The organism is Nocardia sp. bgisy134 (assembly GCF_057708325.1).
Map to the genome: position 1 here is coordinate 40377 of NZ_JBYIRW010000029.1, position 15979 is coordinate 56355.

General features: G+C 69.3%; 13 protein-coding genes and 2 tRNA genes. 7 read left to right on the top strand and 8 right to left on the bottom strand.

Translation table 11 applies throughout. The features are described from left to right. Positions 1-20 precede the first annotated feature (20 nt). Complete coding sequence (locus AC3ERS_RS34050; protein WP_431972269.1) at positions 21-806, top strand: enoyl-CoA hydratase; 786 nt, start codon at positions 21-23, stop codon at positions 804-806. A 58-nt stretch (positions 807-864) separates the two neighbouring features. Here AC3ERS_RS34050 and AC3ERS_RS34055 read toward each other — a convergent pair whose 3' ends face one another. The 3 genes from AC3ERS_RS34055 to AC3ERS_RS34065 all read right to left on the bottom strand — a co-directional run bounded on the left by AC3ERS_RS34055 (position 865) and on the right by AC3ERS_RS34065 (position 3495). Beyond that, the gene (locus tag AC3ERS_RS34055) at positions 865-1686 is read right to left on the bottom strand and encodes a DUF6159 family protein (RefSeq protein ID WP_431972270.1); all 822 of its coding nucleotides are present in this window, start codon (positions 1684-1686) and stop codon (positions 865-867) included. Positions 1687-1759: 73 nt separating this feature from the next. After that, the gene (locus tag AC3ERS_RS34060) at positions 1760-2818 is read right to left on the bottom strand and encodes an Hsp70 family protein (protein WP_431972271.1); all 1059 of its coding nucleotides are present in this window, start codon (positions 2816-2818) and stop codon (positions 1760-1762) included. A gap of 128 nt (positions 2819-2946) precedes the next feature. Further along, a complete protein-coding gene (locus AC3ERS_RS34065; RefSeq protein ID WP_431972272.1) occupies positions 2947-3495 on the bottom strand; it encodes a MarR family winged helix-turn-helix transcriptional regulator in 549 nt (182 codons plus the stop codon). 197 nt (positions 3496-3692) lie between these two features. Between AC3ERS_RS34065 and AC3ERS_RS34070 the strand changes: the two genes are divergently transcribed. Further along, positions 3693-3767 (top strand) — tRNA-Cys (locus tag AC3ERS_RS34070). Between the two features lie 99 nt (positions 3768-3866). Here the strand turns inward: AC3ERS_RS34070 and AC3ERS_RS34075 are convergent. The 5 genes from AC3ERS_RS34075 to AC3ERS_RS34095 all read right to left on the bottom strand — a co-directional run bounded on the left by AC3ERS_RS34075 (position 3867) and on the right by AC3ERS_RS34095 (position 9104). Beyond that, positions 3867-5258: a metallophosphoesterase family protein gene (locus tag AC3ERS_RS34075; RefSeq protein ID WP_431972273.1), complete on the bottom strand. Its 1392-nt coding sequence runs from the start codon at positions 5256-5258 to the stop codon at positions 3867-3869. A gap of 39 nt (positions 5259-5297) precedes the next feature. Beyond that, entirely contained in the window at positions 5298-6464 is a 1167-nt protein-coding gene (locus tag AC3ERS_RS34080; protein ID WP_431972274.1) for a DUF7373 family lipoprotein, read from the bottom strand. Between the two features lie 802 nt (positions 6465-7266). Continuing rightward, a tRNA-Arg gene (locus AC3ERS_RS34085) sits at positions 7267-7339 on the bottom strand. Positions 7340-7460: 121 nt separating this feature from the next. After that, positions 7461-8180 carry a DUF305 domain-containing protein gene (locus AC3ERS_RS34090; protein ID WP_431972275.1) on the bottom strand — a complete coding sequence of 240 codons (720 nt, stop codon included), beginning with the start codon at positions 8178-8180 and terminating at the stop codon, positions 7461-7463. After that, positions 8181-9104, bottom strand: a complete 924-nt coding sequence (locus tag AC3ERS_RS34095; RefSeq protein WP_431972276.1) for a thioredoxin-like domain-containing protein — start codon at positions 9102-9104, stop codon at positions 8181-8183. 110 nt (positions 9105-9214) lie between these two features. Here AC3ERS_RS34095 and argS point away from each other — a divergent pair, with 110 nt between their 5' ends. From argS to thrB, 5 genes are all read left to right on the top strand, one after another. After that, the gene (argS, locus tag AC3ERS_RS34100; protein WP_431972277.1) at positions 9215-10873 is read left to right on the top strand and encodes an arginine--tRNA ligase; all 1659 of its coding nucleotides are present in this window, start codon (positions 9215-9217) and stop codon (positions 10871-10873) included. A gap of 73 nt (positions 10874-10946) precedes the next feature. Beyond that, on the top strand, positions 10947-12368 hold the full coding sequence (gene lysA, locus AC3ERS_RS34105; RefSeq protein WP_431972278.1) for a diaminopimelate decarboxylase: 1422 nt from the start codon (positions 10947-10949) through the stop codon (positions 12366-12368). Continuing rightward, positions 12365-13720: a homoserine dehydrogenase gene (locus AC3ERS_RS34110; RefSeq protein ID WP_431972279.1), complete on the top strand. Its 1356-nt coding sequence runs from the start codon at positions 12365-12367 to the stop codon at positions 13718-13720. Before lysA ends, AC3ERS_RS34110 begins: the two co-directional genes overlap by 4 nt. Then, positions 13717-14811, top strand: a complete 1095-nt coding sequence (gene thrC / locus AC3ERS_RS34115) for a threonine synthase (protein ID WP_431972280.1) — start codon at positions 13717-13719, stop codon at positions 14809-14811. The genes AC3ERS_RS34110 and thrC overlap by 4 nt, the downstream gene beginning before the upstream one ends. A 25-nt stretch (positions 14812-14836) precedes the next feature. Then, positions 14837-15793 (top strand): homoserine kinase, encoded by a 957-nt coding sequence (gene thrB, locus AC3ERS_RS34120; RefSeq protein ID WP_431972281.1) that lies wholly within the window; start codon positions 14837-14839, stop codon positions 15791-15793. Positions 15794-15979: the final 186 nt, after the last annotated feature.

Sequence of the window (15979 nt, forward strand, 5' to 3'; positions counted from 1 at the left end):
CAGTGAGGGGTGGCGGCCGGGTGGCGGGAGGGCCAGACTTCGAGACGATTCTGCTGGAGCGCAAGGGCCGGGTCGGCTGGATCACACTGAACCGTCCGAAGGCGCTCAACGCGCTGAACGCGCAGGTCCTCGATGACGTGATCGCCGCGCTGGACGAGCTCGAGCGCGACGACGCGATCGGCGCGGTCGTCATCACCGGCTCGGATCGGGCCTTCGCGGCGGGCGCCGATATCAAGGAGATGCAGCCCAAGTCGTACATGGACATGTTCATGGACGATTTCTTCGCGCGCTGGGACCGGCTGGCGAACTTCCGCAAGCCCACCATCGCGGCGGTCGCGGGCTACGCGCTCGGCGGCGGCTGTGAGCTGGCGATGATCTGCGACATCCTGATCGCCGCCGACACGGCCAAGTTCGGGCAGCCGGAGATCAAGCTGGGCGTCATCCCCGGCATCGGCGGCTCGCAGCGCCTGACCAGGGCGATCGGCAAGGCCAAGGCCATGGACCTGGTGCTGACCGGCCGCAACATGGACGTCGAGGAAGCCGAGCGCGCCGGACTGGTTTCGCGCATCGTGCCCGCCGCCGAGCTGCTCGACACCGCGCTCGAGGTGGCCGAGACCATCGCCGCGATGTCGCTGCCGGTCGCCATGATCGCCAAGGAGTCGGTGAACCGCTCCTTCGAGACCACCCTCGCCGAGGGGCTGCGCTTCGAGCGCCGTGTCTTCCACTCGCTGTTCGCCATCGAGGATCAGAAGGAAGGCATGGCCGCCTTCGTCGAGAAGCGGCCCGCGAAGTTCGGCAACCGCTGAGTCCCGCACACGGCTCGCGCGTGCGCCTTTCGGGGCGTTCGCGCGAGCCGTTGCCGACTCAGGGCTGGAACGACCGCGTGAGGTCCGCGGCGAACGCGGGCGGCGTGCGTCCGTCGACCGAGTAGCGATACAGCGCGGCCTGATACACGGCGGTCGCGGCCGAGACGAAGATCAGCGCGGCGATGAAGACGGCCAGGCCGAGCCACAGACCGATCGCCGTGCCGTACGGAACGCCGAGCCGCGCCTGCGCCTGCGCGCCCAGCGCGGCGCCGACCAGCGGGCACACCGAACCGCCCACCAGCACCAGCGTGTAGCCCAGCATGCCGAGGCGCGTGCTGCTCACCACGTCGGATCCCCATCCGCGTTCCAGCGCCGCCCGTGAATCACGCAGTGCGGCAATCGGATTGCGGTGCTCCAGCACGATCTTCGGCAGCGTCAGATCGGCCGCGTCCGCCCACGCGGTGCCGGGACGGCGGCCGCGCATCGTCCGCAGGTCGCGGAAGTCGTGTTCGACCAGCCGCAGCGCGGGCAGCACCGTCGCCGCCGTGAGCGCCCACATCAGAATCGCGGGCCACCGTGCGAGCGCCGCCCGCCTGCCCGCGCTCGGATATCCACCGCGCAGCACGATGTCGGCCTGCGCGATGAGGGCGGCATTGCCGAACGTGGTGACGATCATCGTCAGCAGATAGCAGGCGCCGACCAGCAGCAAGGGCGTGGCCGATGACCCGTCGATCACGTCGGCGCCGATGGACAGGAACGGGACGCCCATCACTACCGCGCCGGTGACGGCCGACCGTCTCGGATACGCGACCAGCGCGCGGTGCGCGGTCAGCACGCCCCATCCGGTCGTCAGCATGGTTCTCGCGGCGGCGAATGCCACGTGTACACCCCCGTTGTCGTGCGCTTGTGGTTCTCGCGCCATGCTAGCCAACGGGATGCGGTGAGCTCCGGCCTCAGTTGCCCGACGGCTGCGGGGTGGTGCGCAGTTCGATGTGCGTCGGCGTGGTCCCGCCGGTCGGGGGCCCCGCCGAATTCCGTTCCACGGCGAGCAGACCGGCGATGGTCGCGCCGAGCGCCGCGGTGACCGCAACGGCGGCGATGATCTTTCGGCGGCCGACGCCCGCGGGGGCGAGCGTCGGCAGGGCCGCGCCCGTCCGCAGACGCGCCATGCGCACGTCGCCGGACGGGCGTTCGGCGGCGAACAGCAGCGCGCCGCGCGCCGAGACGCATTCCGGCTCGGGGTCGTAGATCAGCGGCAGGTCGACCAGTTCGGCCAACTCGCCGCGCACGCTCGGGCTTCGGGTGCAGCCGCCGAGCAGTACGAGCGCCTCGGGCCGAACCCCGGTCTCCTCGATGAGCTGGCGGACGAACGACGCGGAGTGGTGGATGCCCGCGGCGCACAGTTCGGCCAGATCGCTGCGGGTCACCACGGCGCGCCCGCCGGAGCCGAGATCGGTCGCGGTGACCACCCGCGCGCTGCTGAGCGCCTCGCGGTGCCGCCTGCTGGTGAGCCGGTCGGTGAGCACGCCTTCGCGGGCCAGTTGCCAGCGCAGCAGCGCGTCGTAGCCGTCGCCGCCGAGTACGGTGCTGCGTTTGCTGGACAGGATGGCGTCGGTGCGGCAGTCGGCGTGCGTGACGGTCAGCCCGGAGCTGCCGAGGTCGTAGAGGATCACGGTGCCGGTGTCCGGAAGGCTGCCGGTGAAGCGCAGGTAGCGCAGCTGGGCCAGCGGCTCGTCGACGATGGTGAGCCTGCTGCGGCCCGCCGCGGACCGGATGGCGTCGGCGTGCAAGGGGCAGCGACAGGTGACCGCGGTTCCGGTGATCAGCTCGTCGCGCTGCTGGGCCGAGTGGCACATCTCACGGATCGCCTCGAACACCGCCTCCTCGACACCGGCGCCCGCGCGGCGCGGGACATGGCAGCGATCGATCGGGGGAAGGTGCGGTTGATCGGAATGCGTCAACATCGCGCGCGCGCCACCAGCGCCCGCCGATACCCCCAAGACCAGCACCATGGATCCATGGTGGACCTTTTCTTCTCCGCTGCCAAGGCAACGCCGCCGCGAATTCGCTACTTGGATGCCGGACTGTTACTCGGAGGTCGATTCCGTGGTGTATGAGACCGCCAGGTACGGAGTGGAGTTCAGCGTTCCCTGGTGTTCCAGCGGGCGGGCGCGTCGCCGGTGTCGAAGTCTCCCGCGGCGTGCCGGAATTCCGCGAGCAACTGCAAAAGCAGGTGCAGCCGATCCGGCCGCAGACCCGGATGGGCGAACACCTTCGCGTTCAGCTCCTCCGTGGCCTTGGTGACCAATTCCCTTCCGGCGTCGGTGATCTCGATGAGGGTGGCGCGGCGGTCGCTGGGATGCGGCACCCGCTCGACGAGGCGCGCCGCCTCCAGTCGGTCGACGGTGTTGGTGACGCTGGTCGGGTGCACCTGGAGCCGGGCGCTGGCCTTCGCCATCGGCAGCGCGCCGGTCTTGCTGAAACTCAGCAGCATGAGCAGTTCGTACCGGGAGAAGGTCAGGCCGGTCGGTTTCAGCGCGTCGTCCACCCGGGCCATCACGATTTGCTGGGCGCGGACCAGCGAGGTCACCGCCGCCATCCCGTCGGCGACATCGCCCCAGCCGTGGCCGACCCACTGGCGGTGGGCCTCCTCGATCGGGTCGACTGGGAGCGGGCGTGGCCGAGACATTCCCCGATCATTGCATGCCCGGTGGCCCTTTCCCCGTCGCGCGCTCGACGTTCCGACGATGTCGGCATGTGAGTCATCCGGACCCGAGTCGTGGCCGCATCGAGTCGTCTCCATCGTCCGAGCCGCCGCGAGGTTTTGAATCAGCTCGAGCCCAAGCCTGGTCGCGGGGAGCCCGGACCGGCATTCTCGAATGCGAGGCGGGCGTGGCTGAGTGGTTGAGGCAACGGTCTGCAAAGCCGTTTACGCGGGTTCAATTCCCGCCGCTCGCTCCAGGCAAGAATGGGTGCGCCGGTCGTCGGGGCCTCGGTTCGGTGTTGCGCCACCGCCGGACCGGGGCCCCGTCGATGTTTGCGCCCTGGGCTTTTGTCAGTTCAGGACAGGCCGGAAAAATCCCGCGCGACAACGTGGTTACGGTCGGCGAAAGTTCCGAGGGTGTAATCGGGCAGCAAGCCGAAGTATTCGCCGCGGGTGGTGCTGCTCCACCGCCGCGCGTCCTCGGCGCGTGTCTTGTAGAAGTTCACCATGTAGCCGCCCTCGTACACGCTGAGCAGGCTGTAGCCGCCCGGATACTCCTTCACCGCGGCCACCTCCAGGAATTCCACCGCGATGTTCGCGTCCGGCCGGGTACGGCGATTGCGGTGGGTGTGGCCGCTGTGGTGCAGGAAGACTCCGGGCGCCCGCTCGTAAAGGTGCTGGAGTTCGGCGCTGTCGGTGCCATCGAGGACGAAGGCCGGGCCCGCGGTGTTGGTGAGTCCCGATTCGATGGTCACCGGGTGGTGGCCGAAGACCAGGGTCGGACGGTCCGGGTCGGCGCGCAGCGCCTCGGCCAAGCGAGCGAACTGGGGTCGTTCGATACGGCCGCCCGCACCGTCGAGGTCGCTGGTGTCCACACCGAGCAGCCGCAAGCCGCCGACCTCGTGCTCGGCCAACTCCTGCCTGGCGAGGAAATTGTCGCCCCAGCAGTCGCGGTGCTCGCCGAGGTGCGTGCAGCCCCGGTAGTCGACGTGCGGGCGATCGTGATTGCCGCGCGACACCAGGTAGTCGCTGCCGAGCGCGCCCCACGAGTCGAGCCGGGCGCGGACGGCGCGTGACTCCTCCGGCGTCGCCTCGCTCGTCAGATCTCCCGCGACGACAAGATGATTCACGCTCCTGGCCCGCAGGTCGCCGAGCAGTGCGGAAAGCATGACCTCGGGATAGGGCGGCAGACCCGCCGGCTGGCGGAAGCCAGGCGGAAACGCGCCGACCACCAAGCCGCTCACCGTCTCGCCGTAGTGCACGTCGTTGGCCAGCGCGATGGTGCGCACCAGTCGGCCGGGCGGCGGCACCAAGGTGGTGAATTCGCCGGTGGTTTCCGGTGTCCCGGGCGACAGCGTGGTGAGCGAGAGCGCGGGCGTCGCCCGCACGCCCTGCGACCACGCCTCGAATCGGTAGCGGCGGCCCGGTTCCAGTCCGCCGATCTCGGCGTAGTGGAACGGCGTTCGATCGGGAGCGGCGAAGACAGGGACCGGCGGGCGCGGCGAATCGGCTGGGCCGAGCCGAACTTCGGCGTCGGAGGGGACCGGGGTCGGGCGTCCCGACCCGTCGGGCGCGACGGTGGTCCAGGTGAGCACCACCGAGCGGTCGGTGACGGTGACGACTTCCAGATCCGTCGCGACCAGTGAAACGCGCTGTGCCCGAGCGCGACTCGCGGGCAGCGCGGAAAGCAGTGCCGCGGAGGCGATCGCGCCGAGCAAAGTCCGGCGCGAGGGTCCGCAGCAGCTCATGATCGCGAGGTTACGGCAAAATTGTTACCGCGATCCGGCCTACTTCGCGCTGCGCAGCGCCTGGTGCTGCTGCTCGACCAGCCGGTGCGCGTCGTCCTGGGTCTTCGCCCAGATCTCGCCGACGAACCGGCCCGCGGTGACCAGGCAGAACCACGAATTGGCGCCGCCTTCCGGCCTGGAAAGGCAAGACGCGGACGGGATACCGGTCGGCGCCGACGCGGGCTGGTACGCGGGCTGCATCTCGCCGAGGGCCGCGCTCAGGCGCTGGGCTCCGGCGGCGTCGTCGGTGCGATAGACCGTGGTTCCCTTGTTGGCCATGGCATTCAGCCCGACCTCGCGGAACACGGTCGCCGCCCGCGGTTGGTCTTGCGCGAAAAGCAGCGCGCCGCGTAGGCGATACGCGCCCTGCTGCGCGTCGCCGTCGCCGACGGTGAGGGCGAAGACGCCCTCGGGGTCGTACGGCAGCTCGGGATAGTCGGCGGGCGGTGTCGGACGGAAGTCATCGAGCAGCGGACGCTGTAATTCCAGTGCGCGCAGCATGATTCGCTCCAGCTCGTCACGGGTTCCGGTCCGCACCGACGTGTAGATCACATACTCTCGAACAGCGGTGAAGGCCATGCCCTCGACGCGCCCCCGTTCTTCCTTGTGACTGAATTGCGCCTCCGGCGCGCCGGGCAGCGGTGCGGGCGTGCGGGATTGCGACTCCAGCAGACCGCGATAGTTCACCGAGCCGTCCGCGAGATCCTCGGCCGCCTTGCTCGCCGCCGCGGCATCCGGGAAACGCATCACGCCGTGCGTCAAGTCCTTTCGCCGCTCCCGATCCCCGTTGGTGCGATGCGTGATGAACCCGGTCAACAGCCCGTTGTCATCGGCCGCCGCCTTGATCGCATCGTTGTGCCCCGCCATCACCAGCAGCATCGCCGAAGTCAGCACCCCAGCCCGCCCGTACACAGTGACATCCGGATCGATATCCGTCGGCAGCGCAAGCACATCGGCCATCCGCGTCCCCTCCGCCAGAGCGCCTTGGTGACGCAGCTGATCCGGCGTAAGGACACTGGTCGGCGCCGCCGAAGTCGTCGTCGATACCGAAGTCGGAACATCATCGGGATAACAAGAACTCAGGGCGATCATCGCAGCCACAAGGGCCCCCACCCGCAATACAGAACGCACCGGGCCATCTTGCCAAAGATCGAGCGCGATGCCCATCAGCCGTTCACCGAGCCGACGACGGCACGATTATCTGCGCCGGTTACCTCTGCGTGTAACCCGCTGTGACGCAAAGGGTCTGGTCAGAGCGTTGGAGTAAGGTTCTGCCACCTCCTGTCGAGGGGCGGTGGACATGGTCCAGACACCCGCCCAGAGAGGAGGTGGTGGGGATGGCGAAACATCGCCGGAGGAAGCAAGAGGCCCCGGTCGATTACGGCATCTGCTTGATCATTGCTGCCGTGACCGCCGGGGCGCTCGCCTTGGTCCGCCGAGTGCGGGCTAGCTAACCCACCCGGTGGAGGCCGTCTTTGCGGGGCGGTCTCCACCTCTCGACATCACTCGCGTGATGACTGCATGGTATCAAGACTGCACGGAGACCTACACGAGTAGAGAGTTTCCGTGTAGCAGGCCAGCCGGCGTGTGGGGTCGCACCCCCACAAGACTTGCTGCGATTCGGAACATCCCCACAAAACCCAGCCCGCCCCATGGGGTCCCGGGGGGCGAAGCTCGCCGGGCGGCGTGTGGGGGTCGCACCCCCACAAGATCTGATGCGATTCGGAACATCCCCACAAAACCAGCCCGCGACGAGGGGGTCCGGGGGCGAAGCCCGCCGGGCGGCGTGTGGGGGTCGCACCCCCACAAGATCTGATGCGATTCGGAACATCCCCACAAAACCAGCCCGCGACAAGGGGGTCCGGGGGCGAACCCCGCCGGGCGGGGCGTGGGGGTTGCACCCCCACAAAACACTACGAAACGAGCAAGGCCCACGCCTTTTGTGGGCATGGGCCTGCTGCGAGTGGAGTGCCCTCGGCAGGATTCGAACCTGCGGCCTTCTGCTCCGGAGGCAGACGCTCTATCCCCTGAGCTACGAGGGCGGGATAGATCTCGGTCGGGCCGGTTGGTCCGATCGGGCGGGGCAAGCGTATCGCATCGTGCGCTGGACGCCAAAAAGGGCGTCGGGCCGGGGGCTTTCGTCCGGGCCGGCCCGACGCCGGGTCAGTTGAGGGGGAGCGGGGCGCCGCCGCGGGCGGTGAGCATGGTGGTGAGCAGGCGGGATTCGGCCTGCTGCGTTTCGGCCATGCTGGCGGCGAGGGTGCGGACGGCCGTGGTCGCGGCGTGCTTCGCCGCGTACTCCATCATCGGCATGCCGCCCTGGTGGTGGCGCAGCATGAGGCGCAAGAAGATGGTGTCGGCCTCCGCTGCGGGGGCCTGGCGCAGCGCCGCGAGCTCCTCTTGGGTGGCCATGCCGGGCATGCTCGCCATCGACCCGGACGTCTGGTGCCCGCCGCCGTGTCCGTGTTCGGAGCCTTGCTCGCTCATCCACCCCATGAAACCGTCGGTGCCCTGCGCGGGCTTGTTCCACAGTTGCAGCCAGCCCTGCATCCGGCCGACCTGGTTCTGCTGGGTGGTCATGATGTCGTAGGCCAGCCTGCGCACATCGTTGTCGGTGGAGCGCAGCAGGGCGATGCCCGCCATCTCGACGGCCTGCGCGTGGTGCGCGGACATGTCCTGGGCGAAGCCGACGTCGACCGCGGTGGGGTCGGGTTCGCCGGAGCCGCCGTCCAGGGGAAGGCGGACCAGCGTCCCGATGGCGAATCCGAGCAGGATGGCGCCGAGCGCGCCGAGGATCAGCAGCGCGACTCCTTGCCTGCGCACTTGCGCCTTGAAGCCGTTCTCCGTGCCGGATTCGGTCTCGATATCGGCTTCGGCCTGCATCTAGGGTGCCGCCGTCGGCTCGGCCGGCGCACCGGGCAAGCCAGGCATGCCGGGGGCGCCGGGCAGACCGGGAACACCGGGGATACCGGGCAGACCCGGGATCCCGGGAGGCAGTCCGCCGCCGAGCTCGGCCTGATCGGTCGGGATGCCGGTACCGTCCATCGGCACCGCGTCCGGCCCGGGCGGCGCGGGGTCGAACGGCTCCGGGTTCTCCCTGTCGAAGTACGGGTTGGAGCAGGCCGCGCCGACCTCGGGGTAGGTGTACTGGTTCTGCCGCAGCGCGGTGAGGAACTGGTTGATCCGCTTGTCCTCAGGGCTGTCCAGCTTCAGCTGATGGCCCCAGGATTGCAGCGAGATCGCGCTGTCCAGTCCCGGGTAGGGCGACATCAGCGTGTACTGCTTGCCTTCGACCTTCTTCTTCAGCGTGTCGATGCCCGCGGAATCCACCTTGTCGGGGTTGTAGGCGATCCACACGGCGCCGTGCTCGAGCGAGTGCACCGCATTCTCGGTGCGGATCGGCTTGGCGTAGACGACGCCGGTGCAGTCGGCCCACGCCTGATCGTGCGGTCCGCCGAAGGGCGGCTTCTGGTCGTAGGCCACCCGCTGCGTCGGGTCGACGTGCTTGCCCGCGCCCTGCGCGTAGTCCTTCTTCACCACGCCGGCGATCTGATCCGAGGGATCCTTCTTCTGCGCGCTGGGCGTGTACTTGTCCAGCTCGGCCTGTTCGCGGTATTTGGGGACCAGGCTGTAGGCGAGGGCACCGATCAATGCGATGATTACTGCGGCCGCGCCGACGGCCAACCACGGGATCTGGCGTTTCTTCGGAAGCTGGCCCTTGCCGCCGCCGCCCTTGCGGGAAGGCGACACCTTCCCCGCGGCTCGGACGGCCTTGGCCGACTTCGAGGCGCTGTTGCTACTCGGCATTGCTCGTTGCTCTCTCGATGTGATGAACCGCTGTGCTGTTCGTTACGGACAGATCCGGGGCGGTGCCCGCCCGACGGCGTACACCTGCCCAGACCATAGGATAGAGACTCGTGACTCCAGCTGACCTTGCAGATCTCCTTCGCTCCACCGCGGCGAAGGTGCTTGTCGAACGTGGACTGGACCCTGCGGTCCTGCCCGACGAGGTCAATGTGGAGCGTCCTCGCAATCCGGAACACGGTGACTATGCCACGAACGTGGCCATGCAGGTGGCCAAGAAGGCCGGAACGAATCCCCGCGAGCTGGCCACCTGGCTGGCCGACGCGCTGAGCGCCGCCGAGGGTGTGTCTTCAGCGGAGGTCGCCGGTCCCGGCTTCCTGAACATCCGGCTCGCCGCCGCCGCGCAGGGCGCGATCGTGCAGAAGGTGCTCGCGGCGGGCGCGTCCTTCGGCACCGCCGACGCGCTCGCGGGCACCCGGGTCAACCTGGAGTTCGTCTCGGCGAACCCGACCGGACCGATTCACCTCGGCGGCACCCGCTGGGCCTCGGTCGGCGACGCGCTCGGCCGCATCCTCGCCGCGCAGGGCGCCGACGTCACCCGTGAGTACTACTTCAACGACCACGGCGCGCAGATCGACCGGTTCGCCAACTCGCTGGTCGCCGCCGCCACCGGCGCGCCGACCCCGGAGGACGGGTACGCGGGCGCCTACATCGGCGAGATCGCCGCGCGGGTCGTCGCCGACAATCCGGGCGCGGCCGAGCTGCCCGAGGGCGAGCGGCACGAGCTGTTCCGCCGCGAGGGTGTCGAGCTGATGTTCGCGCACATCAAGGAGACGCTGCACGAGTTCGGCACCGACTTCGACGTCTACTTCAACGAGAGCTCGCTGTTCGCCTCGGGCGCGGTCGACAAGGCGGTCGAGGAGCTCAAGTCCGCCGGCAAGCTGTACGAGAAGGACGGGGCATGGTGGATCGCCAGCTCCGAGTACGGCGACGACAAGGACCGCGTGGTCATCAAGAGCGACGGCAAGTCCGCCTACATCGCCGGTGACATCGCCTACTTCCACGACAAGCGCGGCCGCGGCTTCGATCTGTGCATCTACATGCTCGGCGCCGACCATCACGGCTACATCGGCCGTTTGAAGGCCGCCGCCGCGGCGTTCGGCGACGATCCGAACACCGTCGAGGTGCTGATCGGCCAGATGGTGAATCTGGTGAAAGACGGTGCGGCCGTGCGCATGAGCAAGCGGGCGGGCACCGTGGTGACGCTCGACGACCTGGTCGAGGCGATCGGTGTCGACGCGGCGCGCTACTCGCTGGTGCGGTCCTCGGTGAACTCCAGCATCGACATCGATCTGGACCTGTGGACCAAGCAGAACAACGAGAACCCGATCTACTACGTGCAATACGCGCACGCCCGCTCCAGCCGTATCATCGACAACTCGGCCGCGTTCGACTTCGCTTCGGTGGCACCGGATTTCGGTCTGATGACCTCCGACCGCGAGGGCGAGCTGATCCGCACCCTCGGCGAGTACCCGCGAGTCGTCGCGACGGCCGCCGAGGTGCGGGAGCCGCACCGCGTCGTGCGCTACCTGGAGGAACTGGCCGGTGCCTACCACCCGTTCCAGTCCGACGACGACATGCGGGTGCTGCCGAAGGGCGACGAGCCGGTCACGCCGCTCAAGTCCGCCCGGCTCGAACTGGTGAAGGCCACCCGCCAGGTGCTGGCCAACGGCCTCGGCCTGCTCGGTGTCAGCGCACCGGAGCGTATGTAGTGCGCGAGCAAGTCGAGTCGAAGAGGTCGTATTCGTCCACGTGCTCGGCGCGTGCGGCAAGGAAGGAACAACTATGAGCGCGCACCCCGCCGGTCCACGCCACGCCGAGATTCCGCACGCCCCCAACCTGCCGGAGCGCCCCGGCGACCCGAAGCAGATGATCGACCTGCCCGCGAACGTGTGGCCGCGCAACGCCTCCCGCGACGCCGACGGCGTGGTGCATTTGGCGGGCGTGCCGGTGCACGACCTGGCCGCGCAGTTCGGCACCCCGCTGTTCGTGGTGGACGAGGACGATTTCCGCTCCCGCTGCCGCGACATGGTGCAGGCCTTCGGTCCCAACGCGCGGGTGCACTACGCGTCCAAGGCATTCCTCTGCGGCGAGATCGCGCGCTGGATCCGTGACGAGGGGCTCTCGCTGGACGTGTGCTCCGGCGGCGAGCTCGCCATCGCGCTGCACGCGGGTTTCCCCGCCGAGCGAATCGCGTTGCACGGCAACAACAAATCCGTCACCGAGTTGGAAGCCGCGGTGCAGGCCGGCGTCGGCCACGTGGTGGTCGACTCGCTGATCGAGATCGACCGCCTCGAAGCGGTCGCCGGGCGCGCCGGTGTGGTGCAGGACGTGCTGGTCCGCGTCACCGTCGGCGTGGAAGCCCATACGCACGAATACATTTCGACCGCGCACGAGGATCAGAAGTTCGGCTTCTCGATCGCGGGCGGCGACGCCATGGAGGCGCTGGCGCGCGTCTTCGAGGCCGACAACCTCCGGCTGGTCGGCCTGCACTCGCATATCGGCTCGCAGATCTTCGAGATCGACGGGTTCGAGATCGCCGCGCGCCGGATGCTCGGCCTGCTGCGCGAGGCCATCGACAAGTTCGGCGTGGAACGCACCGCGCAGATCTCGACGCTGGATCTCGGTGGCGGACTGGGTATTTCGTACCTGCCCAACGACGACCCGCCGCCGCTCGGCGCGTTCGCGGCGAACCTGCGCCGCCTGGTCGCCGAAGAGGCGGCCCGCGCGGGTCTGCCCGAGCCGATCATCGCCGTCGAGCCGGGCCGCGCCATCGCCGGACCGGGCACCGTCACCCTGTACGAGGTCGGCACCACCAAGGACGTCTCGCTGGACGCCGGCCTGCGCCGCCGCTACGTGAGCGTCGACGGCGGCATGAGCGACAACATCCGTCCCGCGCTCTACCAGGCCGACTACGACTGCCGCCTGGTCTCGCGCTCCTCGGACGCGCAGCCGGTGGTCGCGCGCGTCGTCGGGAAGCACTGCGAGAGCGGGGACATCGTCATTCGCGACACCTGGATGCCCGCCGACGTCGGTCCTGGCGACCTGGTGGCGGTGGCCGCGACCGGCGCGTATTGCTATTCGATGTCCAGTCGATACAACCAGTTGACCCGTCCGGCGGTCGTCGCCGTCCGCGACGGTCAGCCGCGACTGGTGCTGCGCCGGGAAACGGTGGCGGATCTGCTGAGTCTGGAGGTTGAGGCATGACCGAAGTAGCCAAGAACAGCATCTGGGGGACCGATCGCCCGATCGGCGTCGCGGTCCTCGGCATGGGCAATGTCGGCACCGAGGTCGTGCGGATTCTGCGGGATCACGCCGACGACCTGCACTCGCGGGTCGGCGCGCCGGTCGTGCTTCGCGGCGTCGCGGTGCGCAGCCTGGACAAGGATCGCGGCCTGCCCGCCGAACTGCTGACCACCGACGCCGACGCGTTGGTCGCCCGGCCCGATGTCGATCTGGTCGTCGAGGTCATCGGCGGCATCGATCCCGCGCGCCGCCTCATCCTGGCCGCGCTGAACGCGGGCAAATCCGTGGTGACCGCGAACAAGGCGCTGCTGGCCGACTACACCGGCGAACTCGCCGCCGCCGCCGAACGCAACCGCGCCGACCTGTACTTCGAGGCCGCCGTCGCGGGCGCCATCCCGGTGGTCCGTCCGCTGATCCAGTCGCTGTCCGGCGACCGGGTGAACCGCGTGGTCGGCATCGTCAACGGCACCACGAACTTCATCCTCTCGGCCATGGACGAGACCGGCGCCGACTACTCCGCGACCCTCGCCGAGGCCACCCGCCTCGGCTACGCGGAAGCCGATCCGACCGCCGACGTGGAGGGCTACGACGCCGCGGCCAAGGCGGCGATCCTCGCCTCTCTCGCGTTCCACACCCGCGTGACCGCGGCCGACGTGTACCGCGAGGGCATCTCGAAGATCACCGCGGAGGACCTGGAGACCGCGTCCGCGCTGAACTGCACGGTCAAGCTGCTGGCAATCTGCGAGCGCGTCGACGCGGGCCCGGGCGAGCCGAGCCCCGCCGAGGGCGGCAAGGAGCGCGTCTCGGTGCGGGTCTACCCGGCGCTGATCCCGCGCAGGCACCCGCTGGCCGCGGTCAGCGGCGCTTTCAACGCCGTGGTCGTCGAGGCCGAGAACGCGGGCAGGCTGATGTTCTACGGCCAGGGCGCGGGCGGCGCCCCGACCGCCTCCGCGGTGCTGGGCGACGTGGTGATGGCCGCACGGAACAAGTTCTTCGGTGGCCGCGCGCCGGGCGAATCGGTTTATGCTGAGCTACCGATCGCGCCGATCGGCGATACGCCCACCCGTTACCACGTGAACCTGCAGGTCGAAGACGTCCCCGGCGTCCTGGCCAAGGTGGCGGGCGAATTCGCCAAGCATGGGGTGAGCATCTCGACCGTCCGTCAGGAAGGGCACGGCGAGGGCGCTCGCCTGGTCGTGGTGACCCACCACGCCGTGGAGTCGGCGCTCGCGGACACCGTCGCCGCCCTCGCGGAGATGGCATCCGTCACATCAGTGACCAGCGTTTTGAGATTGGAAGGCACCGAGGAATGAGTACCATTGGCGTCGCCCCGCAGGCAGGAGTGCACTCCCGCTGGCCGGGTCTGATCGCGGCCTACCGTGATCGGCTCGCGGGTGCGGCCGACTGGGAGCCGGTCACGCTGTTCGAGGGCGGCACCCCCCTGGTGCCCGCGCCGTATCTGTCCGAGCTGACCGGCTGCGAGGTGTACCTCAAGGTCGAGGGCGCCAATCCGACCGGCTCGTTCAAGGACCGTGGCATGACCATGGCCATGACCGACGCCAAGTACCGCGGCCAGAAGGCGGTGCTCTGCGCGTCCACCGGCAACACCTCGGCATCGGCCGCGGCGTACGCCACCCGGGCGGGCATGAGCTGCGCGGTGCTGATCCCGCAGGGCAAGATCGCGATGGGCAAGCTGGCCCAGGCCGTCATGCTCGGCGCGCAGATCATCCAGGTCGAGGGCAACTTCGACGACTGTCTCGAGCTGGCGCGCAAGGTCACCGCGGACTTCCCGGCCGTCGGCCTGGTGAACTCGGTGAACCCGGCCCGCATCGAGGGCCAGAAGACCGCGTCTTTCGAGATCTGCGACGTGCTCGGCAAGGCGCCCGACGTGCACGCGCTGCCGGTGGGCAACGCGGGCAACATCACCGCGTACTGGCGCGGCTACCGCGAGTACTACGCCGACGGCATCACCAACGGACTGCCGCGCATGCTCGGCGTGCAGGCGGCAGGCGCGGCCCCGCTGGTCAACGGCGCTCCGGTGAAGGATCCGGAGACCATCGCCACCGCCATCCGCATCGGCGCACCCGCCTCGTGGAACGGCGCGGTGGAGGCCAAGGAGCAGTCCGGTGGCGCGTTCCGCGCGGCCACCGACGAGGAGATCCTCGAGGCGTACCGCTTGGTCGCCGCGAAGGAGGGCGTCTTCGTGGAGCCCGCGTCGGCGGCCAGCGTCGCCGGCGTGCTCGCGGCGCGCAAGGAAGGCTGGCTGGACGCGGGCCTGACGGTGGTCTGCACCGTCACAGGCAACGGCTTGAAAGACCCCGACACCGCGCTGCTCGGCATGCCGCAGGTGCAGCCGATCGCGGTCGACCCGGTCGCGGTCGCCGCCCGACTCGAGCTGGCCTGAGTTGAGTTCGCGCGAAAGCCAGTTGATGTCGCGGACACTGCCCGCCGGACTCGCCGTCACGGCGCGGGTGCCCGCGTCGAGCGCCAACCTCGGTCCCGGATTCGACTCGCTCGGTATGGCTTTGGGCATCTACGACGAGATCGAGGTGCGCACCACCGATTCCGGGCTGACCATCCGGGTCGAGGGTGAGGGCGCCGACGACGTGCCGTGGGGCCCTTCGCATCTCGTGGTGCGCGCGATCGAGCGCGGCCTGGAGGCGGCGGGCGTGTGGGCCGACGGCCTCGATGTGGTGTGCCGCAACGTGATTCCGCATTCGCGAGGTCTCGGCTCCTCGGCCTCCGCGGTGGTCGGCGGTCTCGCCGCCGGCTGCGCGCTGGCCGCGAAGCTGGACCCCGAACTGGCCGTCGACGCCGAGCGATTGGTGCAGCTGGCCTCGGAATTCGAAGGTCACCCCGACAACGCGGCGGCCAGTGTGCTCGGCGGGATCGTGGTGTCCTGGACCGAGACCACCGCCGACACGACCGAAGCGGCCGCGGCGATCCCCGAGCACGGCCGGGTGTACCGCGCCGTCCGGCTCGACCCGCACCCGTCGCTGCGCCCGGTGGTGCTGATTCCCGAGGTGCGCTCGTCCACCGCGCACACCCGTGGGCTGCTGCCGGAGACGGTGCCGCACGGCGACGCCGCCTTCAACGTCAGCAGGGCCGCGCTGGCCGTGGTGGCGCTGACCCAGCGTCCCGACCTCCTCATGCCTGCTACGGCCGACCGGCTGCATCAGGGCCAGCGTGCCCCCGCGCTACCGCTCACCACCCAGTGGATCGAGCGGCTGCGCGCGGCGGGCATCCCGGCGACCGTCTCGGGTGCGGGACCGACCGTGTTGGCCCTCGGTACCAGCGAATTTCCAGCAGAACTCCGCGAACTCGCGGCTGCCGACGGCCTCCGTGTGGTCGAGCCAGGACTCGCCGAGGGCGTCCAGGTCGACTGACGGCGCGTCTGTCTTGCCGAGGTTCACAGTTGCCAGCTATCCTGGGCAAGTCCGTACATCGTGCGCATCAGACGCCGGTGCTTCATCAGGGCAATCGCTCCAGCAGGCTCCAGGCTCGAGCCTCCAGGCCATGGGGGTACTGCGTAGCTGCGCAACTGGAATGATCTCTCCCACCTTTCACACCCG

Excerpts from the sequence above, each read along its gene's own strand:
- AC3ERS_RS34060 (WP_431972271.1), bottom strand. The coding sequence starts at position 2,818 with ATGGTGCTGGTCTTGGGGGTATCGGCGGGCGCTGGTGGCGCGCGCGCG.
- AC3ERS_RS34065 (WP_431972272.1), bottom strand. The coding sequence starts at position 3,495 with ATGTCTCGGCCACGCCCGCTCCCAGTCGACCCGATCGAGGAGGCCCAC.
- AC3ERS_RS34075 (WP_431972273.1), bottom strand. The coding sequence starts at position 5,258 with ATGAGCTGCTGCGGACCCTCGCGCCGGACTTTGCTCGGCGCGATCGCC.
- AC3ERS_RS34080 (WP_431972274.1), bottom strand. The coding sequence starts at position 6,464 with ATGGGCATCGCGCTCGATCTTTGGCAAGATGGCCCGGTGCGTTCTGTA.
- AC3ERS_RS34090 (WP_431972275.1), bottom strand. The coding sequence starts at position 8,180 with ATGCAGGCCGAAGCCGATATCGAGACCGAATCCGGCACGGAGAACGGC.
- AC3ERS_RS34095 (WP_431972276.1), bottom strand. The coding sequence starts at position 9,104 with ATGCCGAGTAGCAACAGCGCCTCGAAGTCGGCCAAGGCCGTCCGAGCC.
- lysA (WP_431972278.1), top strand. The coding sequence starts at position 10,947 with ATGAGCGCGCACCCCGCCGGTCCACGCCACGCCGAGATTCCGCACGCC.
- AC3ERS_RS34110 (WP_431972279.1), top strand. The coding sequence starts at position 12,365 with ATGACCGAAGTAGCCAAGAACAGCATCTGGGGGACCGATCGCCCGATC.
- thrC (WP_431972280.1), top strand. The coding sequence starts at position 13,717 with ATGAGTACCATTGGCGTCGCCCCGCAGGCAGGAGTGCACTCCCGCTGG.
- thrB (WP_431972281.1), top strand. The coding sequence starts at position 14,837 with ATGTCGCGGACACTGCCCGCCGGACTCGCCGTCACGGCGCGGGTGCCC.